This window comes from Maribacter sp. HS (genome assembly GCF_048059195.1).
GTDB lineage: Bacteria > Bacteroidota > Bacteroidia > Flavobacteriales > Flavobacteriaceae > Maribacter > Maribacter dokdonensis.
In genome coordinates this window covers 173,231-189,586 of sequence record NZ_JAYLVV010000002.1, presented here as the reverse complement: position 1 = coordinate 189,586, position 16,356 = coordinate 173,231, and the positions used below count along the sequence as shown (strand labels likewise).

Here is a 16,356-nt window from a genome sequence, read left to right as displayed (position 1 = left end):
GAACTATCTACGGTATTTATCATTAAGGCCTAAACCATTTAATATCAACGGAACTATCTTTTCTAATCTAGATAGTTTCGTTTTTTCTTGTTTTGCAGTTGAAATATATTCGGCGTAATCCTTTTGTTTGGAATAGGTTAATTTGTTAAAGGCAGTCTTTAAGTCATCATTATGTTCAATGGCAATAGCTAGGTGGGTAGGAATTACAATTTTTGTTTTGGGCTTTCTTTCCACTTTTAATGCCAGTCCCTTTTTTTGATTTACTATAGCTTCTTGAATGTACGCTGTAATAACGTTATGATCAATTTCAGACGTAGAAGAAAACTTCCAATGCCGCATGGCCTTGGTTTTTCCTTCTTGCGCATTTTCCAATACTTTGTGTGGGTCCTTTAAAAACACGCCGTTAAAGAACCATATACCAAAATGCGACTTAAATTTACAAATGGCAATAACATTTTTGTCTTGTGTTGTATACGTAGGGAAGCTCCACTTATATGTTTCTTTCAATTTACAAGCTAAAGCAAGCTTTCTTAAAATAGCTACACCAGTTTTATATTGGTGTTCTTCATTGTAGAAATTATCTATTTTTTCTTGCCTGTCCATACTGTTATTGATTTGCTGTTAATTGGCAAATACGTACAATGACTTCCACAGCTTTTTGCATGCTTTCTACGGGTACGTACTCATATTTTCCATGGAAGTTATGTCCGCCAGCAAAAATATTAGGGCATGGTAAACCCATGTAACTTAGTTGTGATCCATCTGTACCGCCCCTTATTGGTTTAATTATAGGTTTTATGCCTATATCTTCCATAGCTTTTTTTGCGGTTTCTACAATATGAAAAACAGGCTCTACCTTTTCTTTCATATTAAAATATTGATCCTTCAATTCTAGTTCAATACAATTATCATATTCATTGTTATACCTTTTAACAATATCTTGTACTAACTGCTTACGCTCATTAAAACGCTTTAAATCATGGTCTCTAATGATAAGCTCTACAGTTGCATGCTCAATTTCACCGTTTATATGATGTATATGGAAAAAGCCATCTCTGCCGTCTGTTTCTTGTGGTATTTCATGTTTTGGAAATTCACTTATAATATAATTTGCAATGAGTAGGGCATTAACCATTTTTCCTTTTGCGTAGCCAGGGTGTACACTTTTGCCACTAACGGTAATTTTAGCACCAGCAGCATTAAAGTTTTCATACTCCAATTCGCCAATTTGGCTTCCATCCATCGTATAGGCCCATTCTGCACCAAATTTTTCAACATCGAATTTGTGTGCGCCTCTACCTATTTCTTCATCCGGAGTAAATCCTATTCTAATTGGACCATGTTTAATATCCGGATTGTTTATCAAATACTCCATTGCAGTTACTATTTCAGTAATACCTGCTTTATCATCTGCACCTAAAAGTGTAGTGCCATCTGTGGTAATAATGGTTTGCCCTATGTATTGTAAGAGATCATCAAAATATGATGAAGAGAGCACAATATCTTTTTCCTTATTTAAGATAATATCCTTACCGTCATAATTTTCAATTACCTGTGGCTTTACATTGGTGCCAGAAAAGTCTGGAGATGTGTCAAAATGCGCAATAAAACCTATGGTAGCAACCTGGTGGTCTACATTAGATGGCAGGGTTGCCATAATATATGCATTGTCATCAATTGTGACATCGGTTAATCCTATTGCACGTAGCTCATCAACTAATTTGTTTGCCAGATTCCATTGTTTTTTTGTGCTTGGTGTGGTATTAGATGAAGAATCGCTTTGGGTATCTATAGTGACATAGCTAATAAAACGGTCAATTATATGCTGCATTGTAAAAGGGTTTTATCAAAAATAAGCTTATAAATTGTAAATTGGTAAACGTTAGATTCTATAGTGGTAATCATGAAAAGATTTAGGTATATAATATGGTCCGTAATTATTTTGATAAGTGCTAGGGTATATTCACAGGCAGATTGCGTTTTAGGGGTTGGTGTTACCAATGATTCAATTATTTCTGAAATATTTCAGTTAAACGAAATGCAACATGAAAAACTGGTAAGTTTTAGTGCAGAATTAAAGTATAGAAACGATGTTTTGAATAATGAACTGCAGAATGTTAAAGAGAGGCATCCACAAAGTAGCGAAACAGAATTAAGACAGCTTGCAGATAAATATAAAAATGTATTGGATAGCATGGGTAGGGTACAGGCTATGATAGATAAACGGATGTTGACATTGTTCAACTCCAAACAATATGAATTGTACCAATCTTTGTGTAAACAGGCATACCGTTCACCTTATGTAGTGGTTCCAACGGTATATGCCGATAGCATTGTTGACAAAAACTGATAAACTATTACTTAACTTTCTCATTTACAGTTTGTATTTTTGCGGCTTCTAAAATATATACATGTACAGGCTTTTTATTAGACCTCTTTTGTTTCTGTTAGACCCAGAAAAAGTTCATTACCTTAGTTTTTCAAGCATTAAGTTTTTTTCTAAAATAGGCTTATCGGGCGTAATAAAATCCATGTTCGCGGTAGAGGACAATCGTTTGGAGCGTGAACTGTTTGGATTGAAATTTAAGAACCCAGTGGGGTTGGCGGCAGGTTTTGATAAAAATGCTGTGCTTTATAATGAATTATCGGATTTTGGATTTGGCTTTGTAGAAATAGGGACATTGACTCCTAAACCACAAGAAGGAAATCCTAAAAAAAGATTATTTCGATTAAAGGCGGATAAAGCAATTATCAACAGAATGGGATTTAATAACCATGGTGTTTTTGAAGCGGTCGAAAATTTAAAGAAAAACCATAAAGTTCTTATAGGTGGTAATATTGGTAAAAATAAGGTGACACCCAATAATGAGGCTATAAAGGATTATCTCATTTGTTTTGATGCGCTTTTTGACCATGTAGACTATTTCGTAGTTAACGTGAGCTCTCCCAATACACCTGGTTTGCGAGAATTACAAGATAAAGAGCCATTAACGGCTTTGCTCAATGAATTGCAATTGGAGAACGCTAGGCAAAGTAAACGTAAAGATGTTGCACGTAAACCAATTCTATTAAAAATAGCGCCAGATTTAACCGATAGCCAATTGCTGGATATTATTGATATTGTGAGTGATACTAGTATTGATGGTGTTATTGCAACTAACACTACCATTTCTAGGGAAAATTTAAAATCTCATGCGTTAATAACGGAAGAAGCTGGCGGACTCAGTGGTGCGCCTTTGAAAGATAGAAGTACAGAGGTAATTCGTTTTCTTGCAGAAAAAAGCAACAAAGCATTCCCTATTATCGGTGTAGGTGGTATACATTCCGCAGATGACGCTATAGAAAAATTAGATGCAGGTGCAGATTTAATTCAATTGTGGACTGGTTTTGTCTATGAAGGGCCTGCTTTGGTAAAAGCTATAAATGAGGCAATTTTAGAAAGGGTGTAATAAACTCTTGAAAAAAGAAAAGCCCTTGTACATTGTGTGCAAGGGCTTTTCTTTTTTAGCATTGGTTGTATGTTATTTTGCCCAATAATCAAGTACAAAGACATCATCTAAATATGGGGTCAGTATTGCTCCAAAAGCTTTATGGTCTGGGTGGGGCAAATAAATAGCACGATCTTCTTCACTTTTGAAAGTTAGGAAAAATGCATGCGTAAACCCTTTGTTTAATCCCTCTGGACTGTTGTTAAGTCCCCATTCGTAACCTTTGATCTGTTCAATTTTTGAAGGTAGGGCGCTAAAAGCATCTTCTACCTTTTTTATCTGTTCAGCGGTAGTGCCTTCTTTGAATTTGAAGAATACGGCATGTCTTAAAAGGCTGTCATTTTTAATCATGGTGTTGGTTATATTGTTTTCTTCGGTAACGGCATACGTATTAAATGCCAATGTAAAACAAACTAATAATAGAAGTACTTTAATTTTCATAGTATTTTATTTTAAAACAAGTTATTAAAAATAGCTGTAAATAATGGTAATTTGTATTTTCATATCAACCAAGGCACTATTATATTGAACTACGAAATTTTAATGGCCTTTTCTGTGGCTACTTTTTTTTTGGCTTTATCACCAGGACCGGATAATATATTTGTTTTAATACAGAGTATTAGTAATGGTAAAAAATATGGTTTGGCAGTTGTTGCAGGTTTAATGACAGGCTGTTTGGTACATACTACGCTGTTGGCATTTGGGGTGTCGGCAATTATTAAGAATAGTACCACTCTTTTTACAATAATTAAATTTTTTGGGGCGGCTTACTTAGTCTACTTGGCTATTATGGTCTATAAAGGCGGTGATGTTATTTCTATTGCCGGAGAAGAAAAAAAGAAAAGTAAGCTATCATTATTCAAACAGGGTTTTATAATGAACGTTCTAAACCCAAAAGTGACCATTTTTTTTCTTGCCTTTTTTCCAGGTTTTCTCTTTTCGGATAGTTTAAATAACGTAATTCAGTTTTATACACTGGGTGTTCTTTTTATTTTGGTTTCATCTTTTGTGTTTGGCGCTATAGCCATTTTGGCTGGTCAAATATCTAGCTTCTTAACTAACAATAAGCGTACAGGGTTTGTTTTAAAATGGATTCAGATAATTGTTTTTATGGGTATTGCGATTTATTTAGTTTTAGGTTAGTTTTATTAAAATATTAATAGGATTTACTTATTTAGAGTTCGTATTTTTACATAATGTTTAATTCAAAGATCAAAATAGTAGAATGCCCTAGAGATGCTATGCAGGGTATTAAGAAGTTTATACCTACCGATGAAAAGGTGAGGTATTTACAATCTTTACTAGGTTGTGGTTTTGATACGTTGGATTTTGGGAGTTTTGTTTCGCCAAAGGCAATTCCGCAAATGGTGGACACTGCAGAGGTTCTGTCTAAATTGGATTTGTCTAAAACCAAATCTAAGTTACTTTCCATAGTGGCAAATGTTCGTGGTGCAGAAGACGCTGTTACCCATGCTGAAGTTGATTATTTGGGCTTTCCTTTTTCTATCTCAGAGAATTTTCAAATGAGAAATACCCATAAGACCATTGCTCAATCAGTAGAAACGTTACAAGAGATATTTAATATTGCCGATGCGGCGAATAAGGAAGTGGTAACGTACATATCCATGGGTTTTGGTAACCCTTATGGTGATCCTTGGAATGTTGAAATAGTTGGTGAATGGACCGAAAGACTGGCGAAAATGGGAGCCAAAATATTATCGTTGTCAGATACCGTGGGGTCATCTGATCCAGAAACTATTTCTTATTTGTTTTCCAACTTAATCCCTAAATACCCAAATATTGAGTTTGGTGCGCACTTGCATACCACACCCTCAAAATGGCATGAAAAAGTTGCCGCGGCATATGAATCTGGCTGTAAGCGGTTTGATGGTGCTATCCAAGGTTTTGGTGGCTGTCCTATGGCCAAAGACGATTTAACCGGTAACATGCCTACGGAGAAAATGCTATCGTATTTTACCTCTCAAAAAGTTGCTACCGGCGTTAATGCCATGACTTTTGAAGCGGCATATAATAAAGCTACCGAGCTTTTTTCCCAATATCATTAATTACTTGTTGTATTTCTTCTGGCTACATTATTAAAAAGTTAAATTTATTTAGATTTAATATAGATAAGGTTGTATAATGTTAAAACATGTTATAGTTTTGCGCATTATTTAAAATAAGTCTTAATAAAAGAGAAATGAAAAAGAACCTATTATTGTTATCGTCTATTGCTAGTTTATTATTTATTTCATGTAGTTCCGATGATGACGGATTAGAATTGTCAGAATGTGTTGATGGTGATTGTGACCCTATTGAATCTACAATAGATAATCCAGATTCTTACACATTTACAAGGGATAATGAAAGTACTGTTAGCTTTGGTGGTCAGACTACGAGATTAAAAATGGGTGATGAAATATTGAGCGCATTTACAGATGTAACTTCAACATCCGAGGAAATATTAAGTATGTATGCCCATGAAGAAGGCGCTAACGATTTTGAAGATGCAGATTTAAATGCATCTGATAAAAGTGTAAGAAGTAAAACAGCTGCCTCTGCAGATTTCTTTGCAACTAATGCTACCGATCAAGCTGTGATCAGAGCGGATTTTGATGGTTGGATCTCTGCTCAAGTAGATGAGGTATTCCCAAACTGGGAGGTTGCAGCAGCAGCAGGTACGGCAGGGCAAATAGCAGACGGTTCTTCTACTAGATATATTAATGCGCAAGGGTTGGAATATAACCAAGCTTTTAATAAAGGTTTAATTGGAGCGCTTACCATAGATCAAGTAGTAAATAATTACTTAAGTACTGCCGTGTTGGATGAAGGTGATAACGTTGCTGATAATGATGCTAATGTAGTAGTTGAAGGTGAAGTCTATACCAATATGGAACATAAGTGGGATGAGGCTTATGGTTACGTGTATGGTTTAAATGCAGATGCCGCAAACCCTAATGATGATTTAGGTGCAGATAGCTTTTTAAATAAATATATTGGGAGAGTAGAAGGAGATGACGATTTTGCGGGCATTGCCGATGAAATTTTTCAAGCATTTAAATTAGGTAGGGCTGCAATTGTTGCTAAGCAATATGATGTTAGAGATGCACAAGCCGAAATAATTAGGGAGAAACTTTCTGAAGTTATCGGTATTAGAGCTGTGTACTATTTACAACAAGGTAAAAATAGTTTAGATCAAGAAACACCTGATTATGGTGGGGCTTTTCATGATTTATCTGAAGGTTACGGTTTTGTATACAGTCTTCAGTTTACAAGAAAAACCAATTCTAGTGAACCTTATTTTACAAAGGAGGAAGTTGATGCGTTTCTTGTAGATTTAATGGATGACGGAGAAAACGGACTTTGGGATGTGGAAGCAACTACATTAGATGCTATTTCTGCTGACATTGCGGCTAGGTTTAATTTTACGTTGGAGCAGGCTGCAGAATAATTTGGTCTAAAGTCGATAAAAAAAGCAATTCAATCTTATTTAGAATGAATTGCTTTTTTTATTTTTGCATTTAATTAGAATAAATAAAAATAATAGATGAAAAAGATTATTGGGATTCTTTGTGTTCTGGCCTTAGTATGGGCATGTTCCAATGATAGTGAAACCGATGATAGCGTAATTGTTGATCCGGTAGAGGAGGTTTCTTTTGAGCGCAGCACAATGTTGGTGAATTGGGCAGATAATATTATTATCCCTTCATATCAAGCTTTTACTGCGGATATGGATGATTTATTGAATACGTTCAATACGTTTAAAGCAGATGTCAATGAAGGTAATTTAATTGCTTTGCGTGCATCATGGTTGAACGCATACAAATCTTGGCAACATGTAGAGATGTTTGAAATTGGTCCTGCCGAATCTGTAGGGTTTCAATTGAACATGAATATATATCCAACGGATAATGAGAAGATTGATGGATTTATTGTTAATGGAAGTTATGACTTGTCCTTATCCTCTAACAGAAGCGCTAAAGGATTTCCTGCTTTAGATTACTTATTGAACGGCTTGGGTGATACCGATGCGGATATACTTGCTTTCTATAGTGGGGATAACAAAGAGGCTTACCTACAATATACCGAAGATGTTTTGATGGATATGCAGTCTTTGACAGAAACTGTGGTATCTGATTGGACAAATGGTTACAGGGATACATTTGTTGCCAATGACGGAGCATCATCTACGGCATCTGTTGATCGTATGGTGAACGACTATATTTTTTATTACGAGAAGTATTTAAGAGCTGGTAAAATGGGAATTCCTTTAGGGGTTTTTTCAGGTAGTACCTTACCTAGAAATGTTGAGGCTTATTATGAAGCTACTATTTCTAACGAATTGTTTTTAGAAGGTTTATCTGCTGTTCAAGACTTTTTTAACGGTAATCATTTTAATTCAAGTACTCAAGGTGAAAGTTTGGCATCTTATCTGGATGCATTGAACACGCTAAAAAATGGAGAGGATTTGTCTACGTTGATCAATGATCAATTTAATACGGCAAAAAGTATGGTGCTTGATCTTTCTGCGTTTAGAGCTGAAATTGAGAACAGTAATCCGCCAACCTCCATGTTATTGGCTTATGATGAAGTACAAAAGGCCGTACCTATGTTAAAGGTAGATATGGTTTCAGCAATGAGTATTAGTATTGATTTTGTTGATGCCGATGGTGATTAATGGAATCATTAATAGCTAAATATATAAAATCTCCTATAGAGACCGCCCCTTTGGCGGTCTTTCGTATTTTATTTGGTCTGATGATGCTTTTTAGTATTGTTAGGTTTTGGAGCTATGGCTGGATCGATAAACTTTATATTAAACCACAATTCTTCTTTTCATATTACGGGTTTGAATGGGTAAAACCATTAGGTGTTTATACTTACCTTATTTTTGTGATTTGTGGCATAGCGGCAGTTTTGGTGGCTCTTGGTTATCGATATAAATTAAGTATTATCATTTTCTTTTTGAGCTTTACGTATATAGAGCTAATGGATAAAACAACATACTTAAACCATTATTACTTTATTAGTATTCTGAGCTTCTTAATGATATTTTTGCCAGCTAACGCAAACTATTCCCTAGATGCTTATTTAAACCCCAAAAAGTGCTTTAAATATGTTCCCAGCTGGACAGTCAATAGTATTAAGTTGCTTTTAGGTATTGTTTATTTCTACGCCGGACTGGCGAAATTAAATTCAGATTGGTTGTTAAACGCTATGCCCTTAAAAATCTGGTTGCCCGCAAAGTTCGATACCCCTTTTATCGGAAGTTTTTTGGGAGAAGAATGGGTGCAATTTCTATTTAGCTGGTCTGGGGCAATTTACGATCTATCTATCCCTTTTTTACTGCTATATAAGAGAACAAGACCATATGCATTTGTAATGGTGGTCATATTTCACGTACTAACTAGGGTATTGTTCCCTATTGGTATGTTCCCGTATGTTATGATCGTTTCTGCTTTAATATTTTTTGATGCAAAAGTCCATCTTAAGATATTGAGGCTTTTATTTAAAGTATTCAAAATAAACGGTGCTAGATTCAATAATCAAACAGTTTTTAATGAGCGGTCATCATTTAAGCTTAGGTTGAAGCATATGGTAGTTGTTCTATTTTTTATGCTACAACTGGCCATACCTTTTAGGTATCTATTTTATCCGGGAGAATTATTTTGGACAGAAGAAGGCTACCGTTTTTCATGGCGTGTTATGCTAATGGAAAAATCTGGCTACGCCCAATTTAAAATTGTGGACCAGGAATCTGGTCGGTGGTTTTATGTAGATAACACTGATTTTATTACTCCGTTTCAAGAAAAACAAATGGCATTTCAGCCAGATTTTATATTGGAATACGCGCATTTTCTAAAAAACCATTTTGAGAAAGATGGCCATAAGAATGTGCAGGTATTCGTAAATTGCCAAGTTAGTCTCAATGGGAGGTTAAGTACAGAGTTTATTGATCCTACCATAGATTTGGCAAAACAAAAAGAGTCTTTTTTACATAAGCATTGGATAACACCATTTAAAGATGAAATTAAAGGAATTTAGTTATTTACTTTTATTATTAGTATCATTTCCGGTATTTGGTCAACTCACTATTTCTGGTCAAGTAACAGATGTAGAAGGGAATCCTGTTCCAGATGCCGAAATGTATATCAAAGAATTGGAACGCTTGGAAATCACCAATAATGAAGGTGCGTTTTTAATAGAGAACTTAACGGCAGGAACCTATACTATTGTAGTTTTCGCTTACGAGTTTGAAATTATAGAACAAGATGTAACTATCAATGGCAATACCGAATTCAACCCTGTCATGAATCCTTTGAAGGTCCAGAACTTATCAGAGGTGGTAATAACCCAAAAACGCCAAGAAATTTTTGCCCTAAAACAGTTGAAGAAAGTAGATGGTACTGCCATATACGCCGGTAAAAAAAATGAGGTTGTTTTATTAGACGGTATTACGGGTAATTTGGCGGCCAATAATCCCAGACAAATTTATAGTCAAGTCGTAGGTTTAAATATATACGATAATGGAGATGCAGGGTTACAACTGAATATTGGTGGTAGAGGTCTTGATCCCAATAGAACGGCAAATTTTAATACAAGACAGAACGGCTATGATATTAGTGCAGATGTTTTAGGCTACCCAGAAAGTTATTATACACCACCGGCAGAAGCTTTAGAAGAAATTCAAGTGGTTAGGGGGGCAGCTTCTTTACAGTATGGAACGCAATTTGGCGGCTTGGTCAATTTTAAATTTAAGCAGCCAAATTCCAGTAAGAAAATAGAGTGGACCAGTAGACAGACTTTGGGGTCTTACAATCTAAAAACATCGTTTAATAGTTTAAGTGGTACAGTTGGTAAGTTCAGTTATTACACCTATTTCAATTATAAGGAGGGAAATAGTTTTAGACCAAATTCAGATTATAACAGTAGAAATTATTTTGCGCATGTGGGCTATCAATTTTCGGACAAAACCAAGGTAACTGTAGAAACCACTTTTTTAAATTATTTGGCCAAACAGCCTGGCGGTCTTACAGATGCTCAATTTATTGAGGACCCAACGTTTAGTAATAGGGAAAGAAACTGGTTTGATGTAGATTGGAAATTATTTTCAGTTCGTCTAGACCATAAATTCTCTTCAAAAACGGATTTTAGTTTAAACGTTTTTGGATTGGATGCTTCTAGAAGTGCACTTGGTTTTCGAACTAACAGAGTATCACAACCAGATGACCCTGAGGAGCCAAGGGAATTATTGATCGATAATTTTCAAAACTGGGGTGCAGAGGCAAGATTATTAACAAGATATAAGTTAGGTGATACTGAATCTGCATTATTGATTGGGTCAAAAATCTATAGGACGGACAATGATCAAAGGCAAGGTCCGGGGACAACGGCGGCGAATGCAGATTTTAACTTTGCAGATGATGAGTTTCCCAATTATGAAAGACAATCTCAATTTAATTTTCCCAATGCTAATTTGGCTTTTTTTGGAGAAAATATCTTTAATATAAGTCCTAAATTAACTTTAACACCTGGTTTTAGGTTAGAGCATATTAAAACGGAAAGTATTGGTAGTTATAAGAATATTGTACTTGATTTGGCTGGTAATCCACTCTTAAATGAGGAAGTGGAAGATAATAGGGAATTTGATAGAACTTTCTTGTTGTTAGGATTGGGGGCTACTTATAAATTGAATTCTAGTGTTGAGTTCTACGGCAATTTTTCTCAAAACTATAGGTCGGTAACATTTAGCGATATCAGGGTGGTCAACCCTTCTTTTCAAGTAGATGAAAATATCTCTGATGAAGATGGCTTTACGGCAGATATAGGTTTTCGCGGTAGACATAAAAATGTACTGTCTTATGACGTAAGTGCGTTCAGCTTGTTGTATGATAATAGATTAGGTGAGATTTTAAAAAGTGAAACACAAACCAATGCCTTGGGAGAAGAAGTAGAAACGGGTAGCATAGTTAGGTTCAGGGGTAATATTGGTACCGCTTTTATGTATGGTTTGGAAAGTTTTGCCAATTGGAGCGTAAAAGAAACTTTCTTTTCGGCTAGTGATAAGTTAAAACTGAATTATTTCATGAATTTGGCCTTGACCAATTCTGAGTATTTGTCTTCGGAAGAAACCAATGTAGAAGGTAACAAAGTGGAATTTATACCAGATGTAAATTTAAAGACCGGTCTTAATTTTGGCTATGGCAATATATTGGGTAGTTTACAATATACGTATTTGTCAAGTCAGTTTACAGATGCTACCAATGCTTTGCAAGATGTTAACGACAATCAACGTGGTATAGAAGGGGAAATTCCGGCGTATGATATTTTGGATTTTTCTCTATCATATGTCTATAAAAATTGGAAGTTGGAAACCGGTATAAATAATGTTTTGGACAATAGTTATTTTACTAGAAGGGCAACTGGATATCCGGGTCCGGGTATCATACCTTCAGAGCCTAGAACCTTTTATGCAACCTTACAATTTAAGCTATAATTCAATTAATGATAGACATGGGTCATCCATTTTTTATCGGACTAAAAGAGGGTCTGAATATGAAGTGATTGTTAAGGTATTGCGTAAGATAGATATCCCAACTTTATTCACTATATTTGCACGCAATTAAATCCTTAATTGCTATGCAAGCCCACCAAAACAAAATTCTAGGAGAAGGTCTAACATACGATGACGTATTATTAGTACCTGCTTATTCTGAAGTGCTTCCAAGAGAAGTAAGTATTCAGACAAAATTTACTCGAAACATTACGATCAATGTACCTATCATCTCTGCTGCGATGGATACGGTTACCGAATCTAGAATGGCAATTGCCATGGCTCAAGAAGGTGGTATTGGTGTTTTGCACAAGAATATGACTATTGAGCAACAAGCCATGAAGGTAAGAAAGGTTAAGAGAGCTGAGAGCGGTATGATCTTGGATCCTGTTACCTTGCCATTAGATTCTACGGTGAAAGATGCCAAGGCAAGTATGAAAGAGTTTAGCATAGGTGGTATTCCCATTGTGGATGCAGATGGAAAACTTTTGGGTATTGTTACCAATAGAGATTTACGTTTCGAAAAAAATAACGACAGACCAATTTCTGAGGTTATGACTTCAAACAATTTGGTTACCGCAGATGAGGGTACCTCTTTATCCGAAGCGGAAGATATTTTGCAACAACATAAAATTGAAAAGTTACCCGTAGTATCAAAAGATAATACCCTGTTAGGGTTAATTACTTTTAGGGATATTACAAAGTTGACTCAAAAACCAATCGCCAATAAAGATCAATATGGTCGTTTACGTGTAGCTGCGGCATTAGGAGTTACTGGCGATGCTGTTGATAGGGCAGAAGCTTTGGTAAATGCAGGTGTAGATGCGGTCATTATAGATACGGCACACGGTCATACCAAGGGGGTGGTTGAAGTATTGAAAGCGGTAAAGAAGAAGTTTCCCAAATTAGATGTCATTGTAGGTAATATAGCAACAGGTGAGGCTGCCAAGTATTTGGTTGAAGCCGGTGCAGATGCCGTAAAGGTAGGTATAGGACCAGGTTCTATTTGTACTACTAGGGTAGTTGCAGGTGTTGGTTTTCCTCAATTTTCTGCAGTATTAGAAGTATCTGCCGCTATTAAAGGTTCTGGAGTTCCGGTCATTGCTGACGGTGGTATTCGTTATACCGGTGATATTCCAAAGGCTATTGCTGCCGGAGCAGATACGGTGATGCTAGGATCGCTTTTAGCAGGTACCAAAGAATCCCCGGGTGAAACCATTATCTATGAAGGTAGAAAGTTCAAGTCTTACCGTGGTATGGGTTCTGTTGAAGCTATGAAACAAGGTAGTAAAGATCGATACTTTCAAGATGTGGAAGATGATATCAAAAAATTGGTACCCGAAGGTATTGTAGGGCGTGTACCTTATAAAGGAGAGCTTTATGAAAGTATACATCAATTTGTTGGCGGATTACGCGCAGGTATGGGGTACTGTGGTGCAAAAGACATAGCAACATTGCAAGACACGGGTAGATTCGTAAAAATTACGGCTAGTGGTATTAATGAAAGCCACCCACATGATGTAACCATTACTAAAGAGAGTCCTAACTATAGTAGATAGGGATTTCCAAGAAATAAAAGCAAAAAAAAGAGGTCTATATGACCTCTTTTTTTTGCTTGAATTCTCAGCATTGAAATTTCTAATTCTTTTCTAGAAGTTGAACTCTTCTTAAATCATCTGAGGCTTGCAGCACTTTTGATTTTAAGGAAGGTTTTAACTTTGGATTGGCATCTAAATAGGCTTGTAAAATTTCATATGCCTCTAAAGAAGTATAATTGCCAATGGTACTGCTTAGCCATCTCTTTGGAAAGAAAATATCGCCCGTTTTTTGAATTTCATCCAATAGATCAAGGCTAGTCCTTAAATATTGTAAAGACTCCTTTTGATGTAACGGATGGTTTAAGTTATTCATGGCATTTGTAACCCACGATTCTTTTGCTCTATTTTTTTCTTGTTTAAGCGATTCGAAAAATTCCTTTTTTGTTTCGTAATTATTCGAGATAGAAGGAAGTAGAAACTTAAATCTATTAAGTTTGTCGGTGTTGGTTATTGCTTCTTCTGCTGTTTTAAGGATTTGCTCATTTTTTGGATGATTGTATAAAGCTAGGTTCATAGCTAATTCAGTATGATCATCATCATTGAGCTTTAAATTTTTGATGGTTAGTTCTTTACTCCATATTTTGAATAAATTTTCTAAAGATGTATTGGTGTAACCCATGGATACATAGGTTGAATACAGTGTTTTTTTAATACTGGCAGGTAATTCTTCATGTAATTTTGACCATATATCATCAGTAATTTTATCTTGGTAAAAAGCACGTTGTTCTTCTGTAAGATACTTCCAAAAAACAGAAGTTGTATATCTGGAAATATGATTAATGAGCAACTCATTTTTTTCGGTGTTCAGTCCTTTTGAAAATAGTTGTATAGCTGCGCTTGGATTAATTGTGCCATTCAACATGTTTTCATAAACATTAATATAGGAATAGCCACGGGCAACTTGATTATCTAATGTAGGTATAAGGTCAAGATCTTTCTCTTGCAGTGGGAAAACACCATACCCTTCGGCATTTGAGTTATAGATAATCGAAATTGGCTTGTGTAAACCAATCGCTTCCTTTATTTGATATGTGGCATCGGTCATTTGTACGCTAATGGTTTTAGAGCTGTCAGGATATATAAATAATATATCAAAAGCTTGTGACCATATATGTTCAGAACTGTCTTCTGCTGTTTGTGTTAGAGTGAATGAGGTTATTTTGTCATTATCATCGTAGGTAATTTCATCGTTGAATATTGGTCTACTGGAATTATTTACCCAAATAGAACTCCAAGCTATAATATCTGTTGACGATTTTTTATCAAGAATTTCAATTAGTTCGCCCCATTCGGCATTTTTAAAAGCAAAAGTTTCTATATACTCCTGTATTCCTTCTTTAAACGCATCTTTGCCTAATACGGTTTCTAATTGGCGCATCATTATGGGGGCTTTATTATATATGATGCTTCCGTACAGAGAGCCGGCGTTATTAAGATTATCTAATTTTTGCCGAATAGGATTTGTACCTAAAGTTCTATCCTCGCCATATGCATTTGGGTAATGGGTAATCATAAAAGCCAACTGATGGTCTATATTTGGAAAAGCGGGGTTCATTATTTTATCTGCCATGAAATTTGCAAACACCTCTTTCATCCATACATCATTAAACCAGTTCATTGTGACTAAATCTCCAAACCACATGTGAGATGTCTCATGGGCGATCAATTTGGCTCTGCTCAATTTTTTATTGGCTGTGGCACCTTCATCCAAGAATAATGAACTTTCTCTATATTGTATAGCTCCTACATGCTCCATACCTCCATATTGAAATCCTGGAATTGCGGCGTAATCCATTTTTTGAAAAGGAAAAGGGTATGAGGTGTAATCCTCTAAAAAGGATAATGACTGCTGATGTAAATCAAAAATGGAATCTAGACTGTATTGAATTTTAGTGGTATCGGTTTCTCTATACAACATGGTCATATCCATATTGTCAGATTTCTTACTCACCGATTTAAATTTACCTGCTACGAACGAAAATAAATACGTGCTCATTTGATCTGATGTATCAAAGTTATGCTCAATATAATCACCCTTTGAGGTGCTATTGATTTCTTTTGTGCCACATAGAACCTGCCAATCTTTTGGCGCGGTTATATTTAAGGTATATCTAGCTTTAATATTGGGTTGATCAAAACATGGAAATAATGTTCTAGCGCGATCTGGAACTAGAAGGGTGTATAGATAATCTTCGTTTCTATTTAATGAAAGTTCACCTGCTATAAACGCAATGGTAACCGTGTTTTTACCAGTAATTAAATGCTCTTTGGGTAGTATAATGTGCTCCTGTTCGTGAAGAATTGTGGCATTTTTGCCGTTTATGGAAATCGATTTTATTTTTGAGGTTTCTTCTTTGAAGTCTAAAATTACCGGCTCTTGAAGTTGTTCTACGTTAAAATTTAATTCAAGTTGAGAAGGTATGGGCTCTTTTAGCTCAGCAGGAATGTTAAAACTTAAATTGTAATGAACATCTGAGATTTGAGAGGACCTATACATTGCCATCTCCTCAGGTACACCAGCTTTTAGAGTGGTTGTGGAATGTTGCTCATTTTTACATGAACAAAGTATAGATAGTGCAAGACCAAGGTAAATAAGGATTCTCATGAAATAGCGTTATATGTTGTTGTGAAAATACTTTAATGGAAAATGCTTTCCAATTTTTGAACAACGTATAACGCTAATTGAGAATTATTTTATTGAAAAATAGATTAAATA

The 16,356-nt window shown here is 35.5% G+C and carries 13 protein-coding genes; 9 read left to right on the top strand and 4 right to left on the bottom strand.

Going from position 1 to position 16,356, the window contains the following annotated elements:
- Window positions 1–3: 3 nt before the first annotated feature.
- Complete coding sequence (locus tag VBZ51_RS00925; RefSeq protein WP_416575786.1) at window positions 4–603, bottom strand: YdeI/OmpD-associated family protein; 600 nt, start codon at window positions 601–603, stop codon at window positions 4–6.
- A 4-nt stretch (window positions 604–607) separates the two neighbouring features.
- Entirely contained in the window at window positions 608–1,831 is a 1,224-nt protein-coding gene (gene pepT / locus VBZ51_RS00920) for a peptidase T (protein ID WP_416575785.1), read from the bottom strand.
- 72 nt (window positions 1,832–1,903) lie between these two features.
- On the opposite strand from pepT, the gene VBZ51_RS00915 reads away from it, so the two are divergent.
- Entirely contained in the window at window positions 1,904–2,350 is a 447-nt protein-coding gene (locus tag VBZ51_RS00915) for a hypothetical protein (protein ID WP_416575784.1), read from the top strand.
- A 61-nt stretch (window positions 2,351–2,411) separates the two neighbouring features.
- Window positions 2,412–3,449 (top strand): quinone-dependent dihydroorotate dehydrogenase, encoded by a 1,038-nt coding sequence (locus VBZ51_RS00910; protein ID WP_058103550.1) that lies wholly within the window; start codon window positions 2,412–2,414, stop codon window positions 3,447–3,449.
- Between the two features lie 72 nt (window positions 3,450–3,521).
- On the opposite strand, the gene VBZ51_RS00905 is transcribed toward VBZ51_RS00910, so the two are convergent.
- Complete coding sequence (locus tag VBZ51_RS00905) at window positions 3,522–3,839, bottom strand: Dabb family protein (RefSeq protein ID WP_416576254.1); 318 nt, start codon at window positions 3,837–3,839, stop codon at window positions 3,522–3,524.
- A 174-nt stretch (window positions 3,840–4,013) separates the two neighbouring features.
- On the opposite strand from VBZ51_RS00905, the gene VBZ51_RS00900 reads away from it, so the two are divergent.
- The 7 genes from VBZ51_RS00900 (at window position 4,014) to guaB (ending at window position 13,601) form a co-directional block, all read left to right on the top strand.
- Complete coding sequence (locus VBZ51_RS00900) at window positions 4,014–4,631, top strand: LysE family translocator (protein ID WP_416576253.1); 618 nt, start codon at window positions 4,014–4,016, stop codon at window positions 4,629–4,631.
- A 53-nt stretch (window positions 4,632–4,684) separates the two neighbouring features.
- Window positions 4,685–5,554, top strand: coding sequence for a hydroxymethylglutaryl-CoA lyase (locus VBZ51_RS00895; protein ID WP_348429078.1), 870 nt, complete (start codon window positions 4,685–4,687; stop codon window positions 5,552–5,554).
- A gap of 134 nt (window positions 5,555–5,688) precedes the next feature.
- Window positions 5,689–6,939: a DUF4856 domain-containing protein gene (locus tag VBZ51_RS00890; protein ID WP_416575783.1), complete on the top strand. Its 1,251-nt coding sequence runs from the start codon at window positions 5,689–5,691 to the stop codon at window positions 6,937–6,939.
- A 96-nt stretch (window positions 6,940–7,035) separates the two neighbouring features.
- The gene (locus VBZ51_RS00885) at window positions 7,036–8,166 is read left to right on the top strand and encodes an imelysin family protein (protein WP_058103545.1); all 1,131 of its coding nucleotides are present in this window, start codon (window positions 7,036–7,038) and stop codon (window positions 8,164–8,166) included.
- Window positions 8,166–9,533: an HTTM domain-containing protein gene (locus tag VBZ51_RS00880; protein WP_416575782.1), complete on the top strand. Its 1,368-nt coding sequence runs from the start codon at window positions 8,166–8,168 to the stop codon at window positions 9,531–9,533. The genes VBZ51_RS00885 and VBZ51_RS00880 overlap by 1 nt, the downstream gene beginning before the upstream one ends.
- Complete coding sequence (locus VBZ51_RS00875) at window positions 9,514–11,985, top strand: TonB-dependent receptor domain-containing protein (protein ID WP_416575781.1); 2,472 nt, start codon at window positions 9,514–9,516, stop codon at window positions 11,983–11,985. Before VBZ51_RS00880 ends, VBZ51_RS00875 begins: the two co-directional genes overlap by 20 nt.
- 143 nt (window positions 11,986–12,128) lie before the next feature.
- Window positions 12,129–13,601 carry an IMP dehydrogenase gene (guaB, locus tag VBZ51_RS00870; RefSeq protein ID WP_210706847.1) on the top strand — a complete coding sequence of 491 codons (1,473 nt, stop codon included), beginning with the start codon at window positions 12,129–12,131 and terminating at the stop codon, window positions 13,599–13,601.
- 79 nt (window positions 13,602–13,680) lie between these two features.
- Here the strand turns inward: guaB and VBZ51_RS00865 are convergent, their stop codons facing one another.
- Window positions 13,681–16,245, bottom strand: coding sequence for a M1 family metallopeptidase (locus VBZ51_RS00865; protein WP_416575780.1), 2,565 nt, complete (start codon window positions 16,243–16,245; stop codon window positions 13,681–13,683).
- Between the last annotated feature and the right edge of the window lie 111 nt (window positions 16,246–16,356).

What these genes read in the sequence shown, in the direction of transcription:
- VBZ51_RS00925 (WP_416575786.1), bottom strand. Translation starts at nt 603, where the DNA reads ATGGACAGGCAAGAAAAAATAGATAATTTCTACAATGAAGAACACCAA.
- pepT (WP_416575785.1), bottom strand. Translation starts at nt 1,831, where the DNA reads ATGCAGCATATAATTGACCGTTTTATTAGCTATGTCACTATAGATACC.
- VBZ51_RS00915 (WP_416575784.1), top strand. Translation starts at nt 1,904, where the DNA reads ATGAAAAGATTTAGGTATATAATATGGTCCGTAATTATTTTGATAAGT.
- VBZ51_RS00910 (WP_058103550.1), top strand. Translation starts at nt 2,412, where the DNA reads ATGTACAGGCTTTTTATTAGACCTCTTTTGTTTCTGTTAGACCCAGAA.
- VBZ51_RS00905 (WP_416576254.1), bottom strand. Translation starts at nt 3,839, where the DNA reads ATGATTAAAAATGACAGCCTTTTAAGACATGCCGTATTCTTCAAATTC.
- VBZ51_RS00895 (WP_348429078.1), top strand. Translation starts at nt 4,685, where the DNA reads ATGTTTAATTCAAAGATCAAAATAGTAGAATGCCCTAGAGATGCTATG.
- VBZ51_RS00890 (WP_416575783.1), top strand. Translation starts at nt 5,689, where the DNA reads ATGAAAAAGAACCTATTATTGTTATCGTCTATTGCTAGTTTATTATTT.
- VBZ51_RS00885 (WP_058103545.1), top strand. Translation starts at nt 7,036, where the DNA reads ATGAAAAAGATTATTGGGATTCTTTGTGTTCTGGCCTTAGTATGGGCA.
- VBZ51_RS00880 (WP_416575782.1), top strand. Translation starts at nt 8,166, where the DNA reads ATGGAATCATTAATAGCTAAATATATAAAATCTCCTATAGAGACCGCC.
- VBZ51_RS00875 (WP_416575781.1), top strand. Translation starts at nt 9,514, where the DNA reads ATGAAATTAAAGGAATTTAGTTATTTACTTTTATTATTAGTATCATTT.
- guaB (WP_210706847.1), top strand. Translation starts at nt 12,129, where the DNA reads ATGCAAGCCCACCAAAACAAAATTCTAGGAGAAGGTCTAACATACGAT.
- VBZ51_RS00865 (WP_416575780.1), bottom strand. Translation starts at nt 16,245, where the DNA reads ATGAGAATCCTTATTTACCTTGGTCTTGCACTATCTATACTTTGTTCA.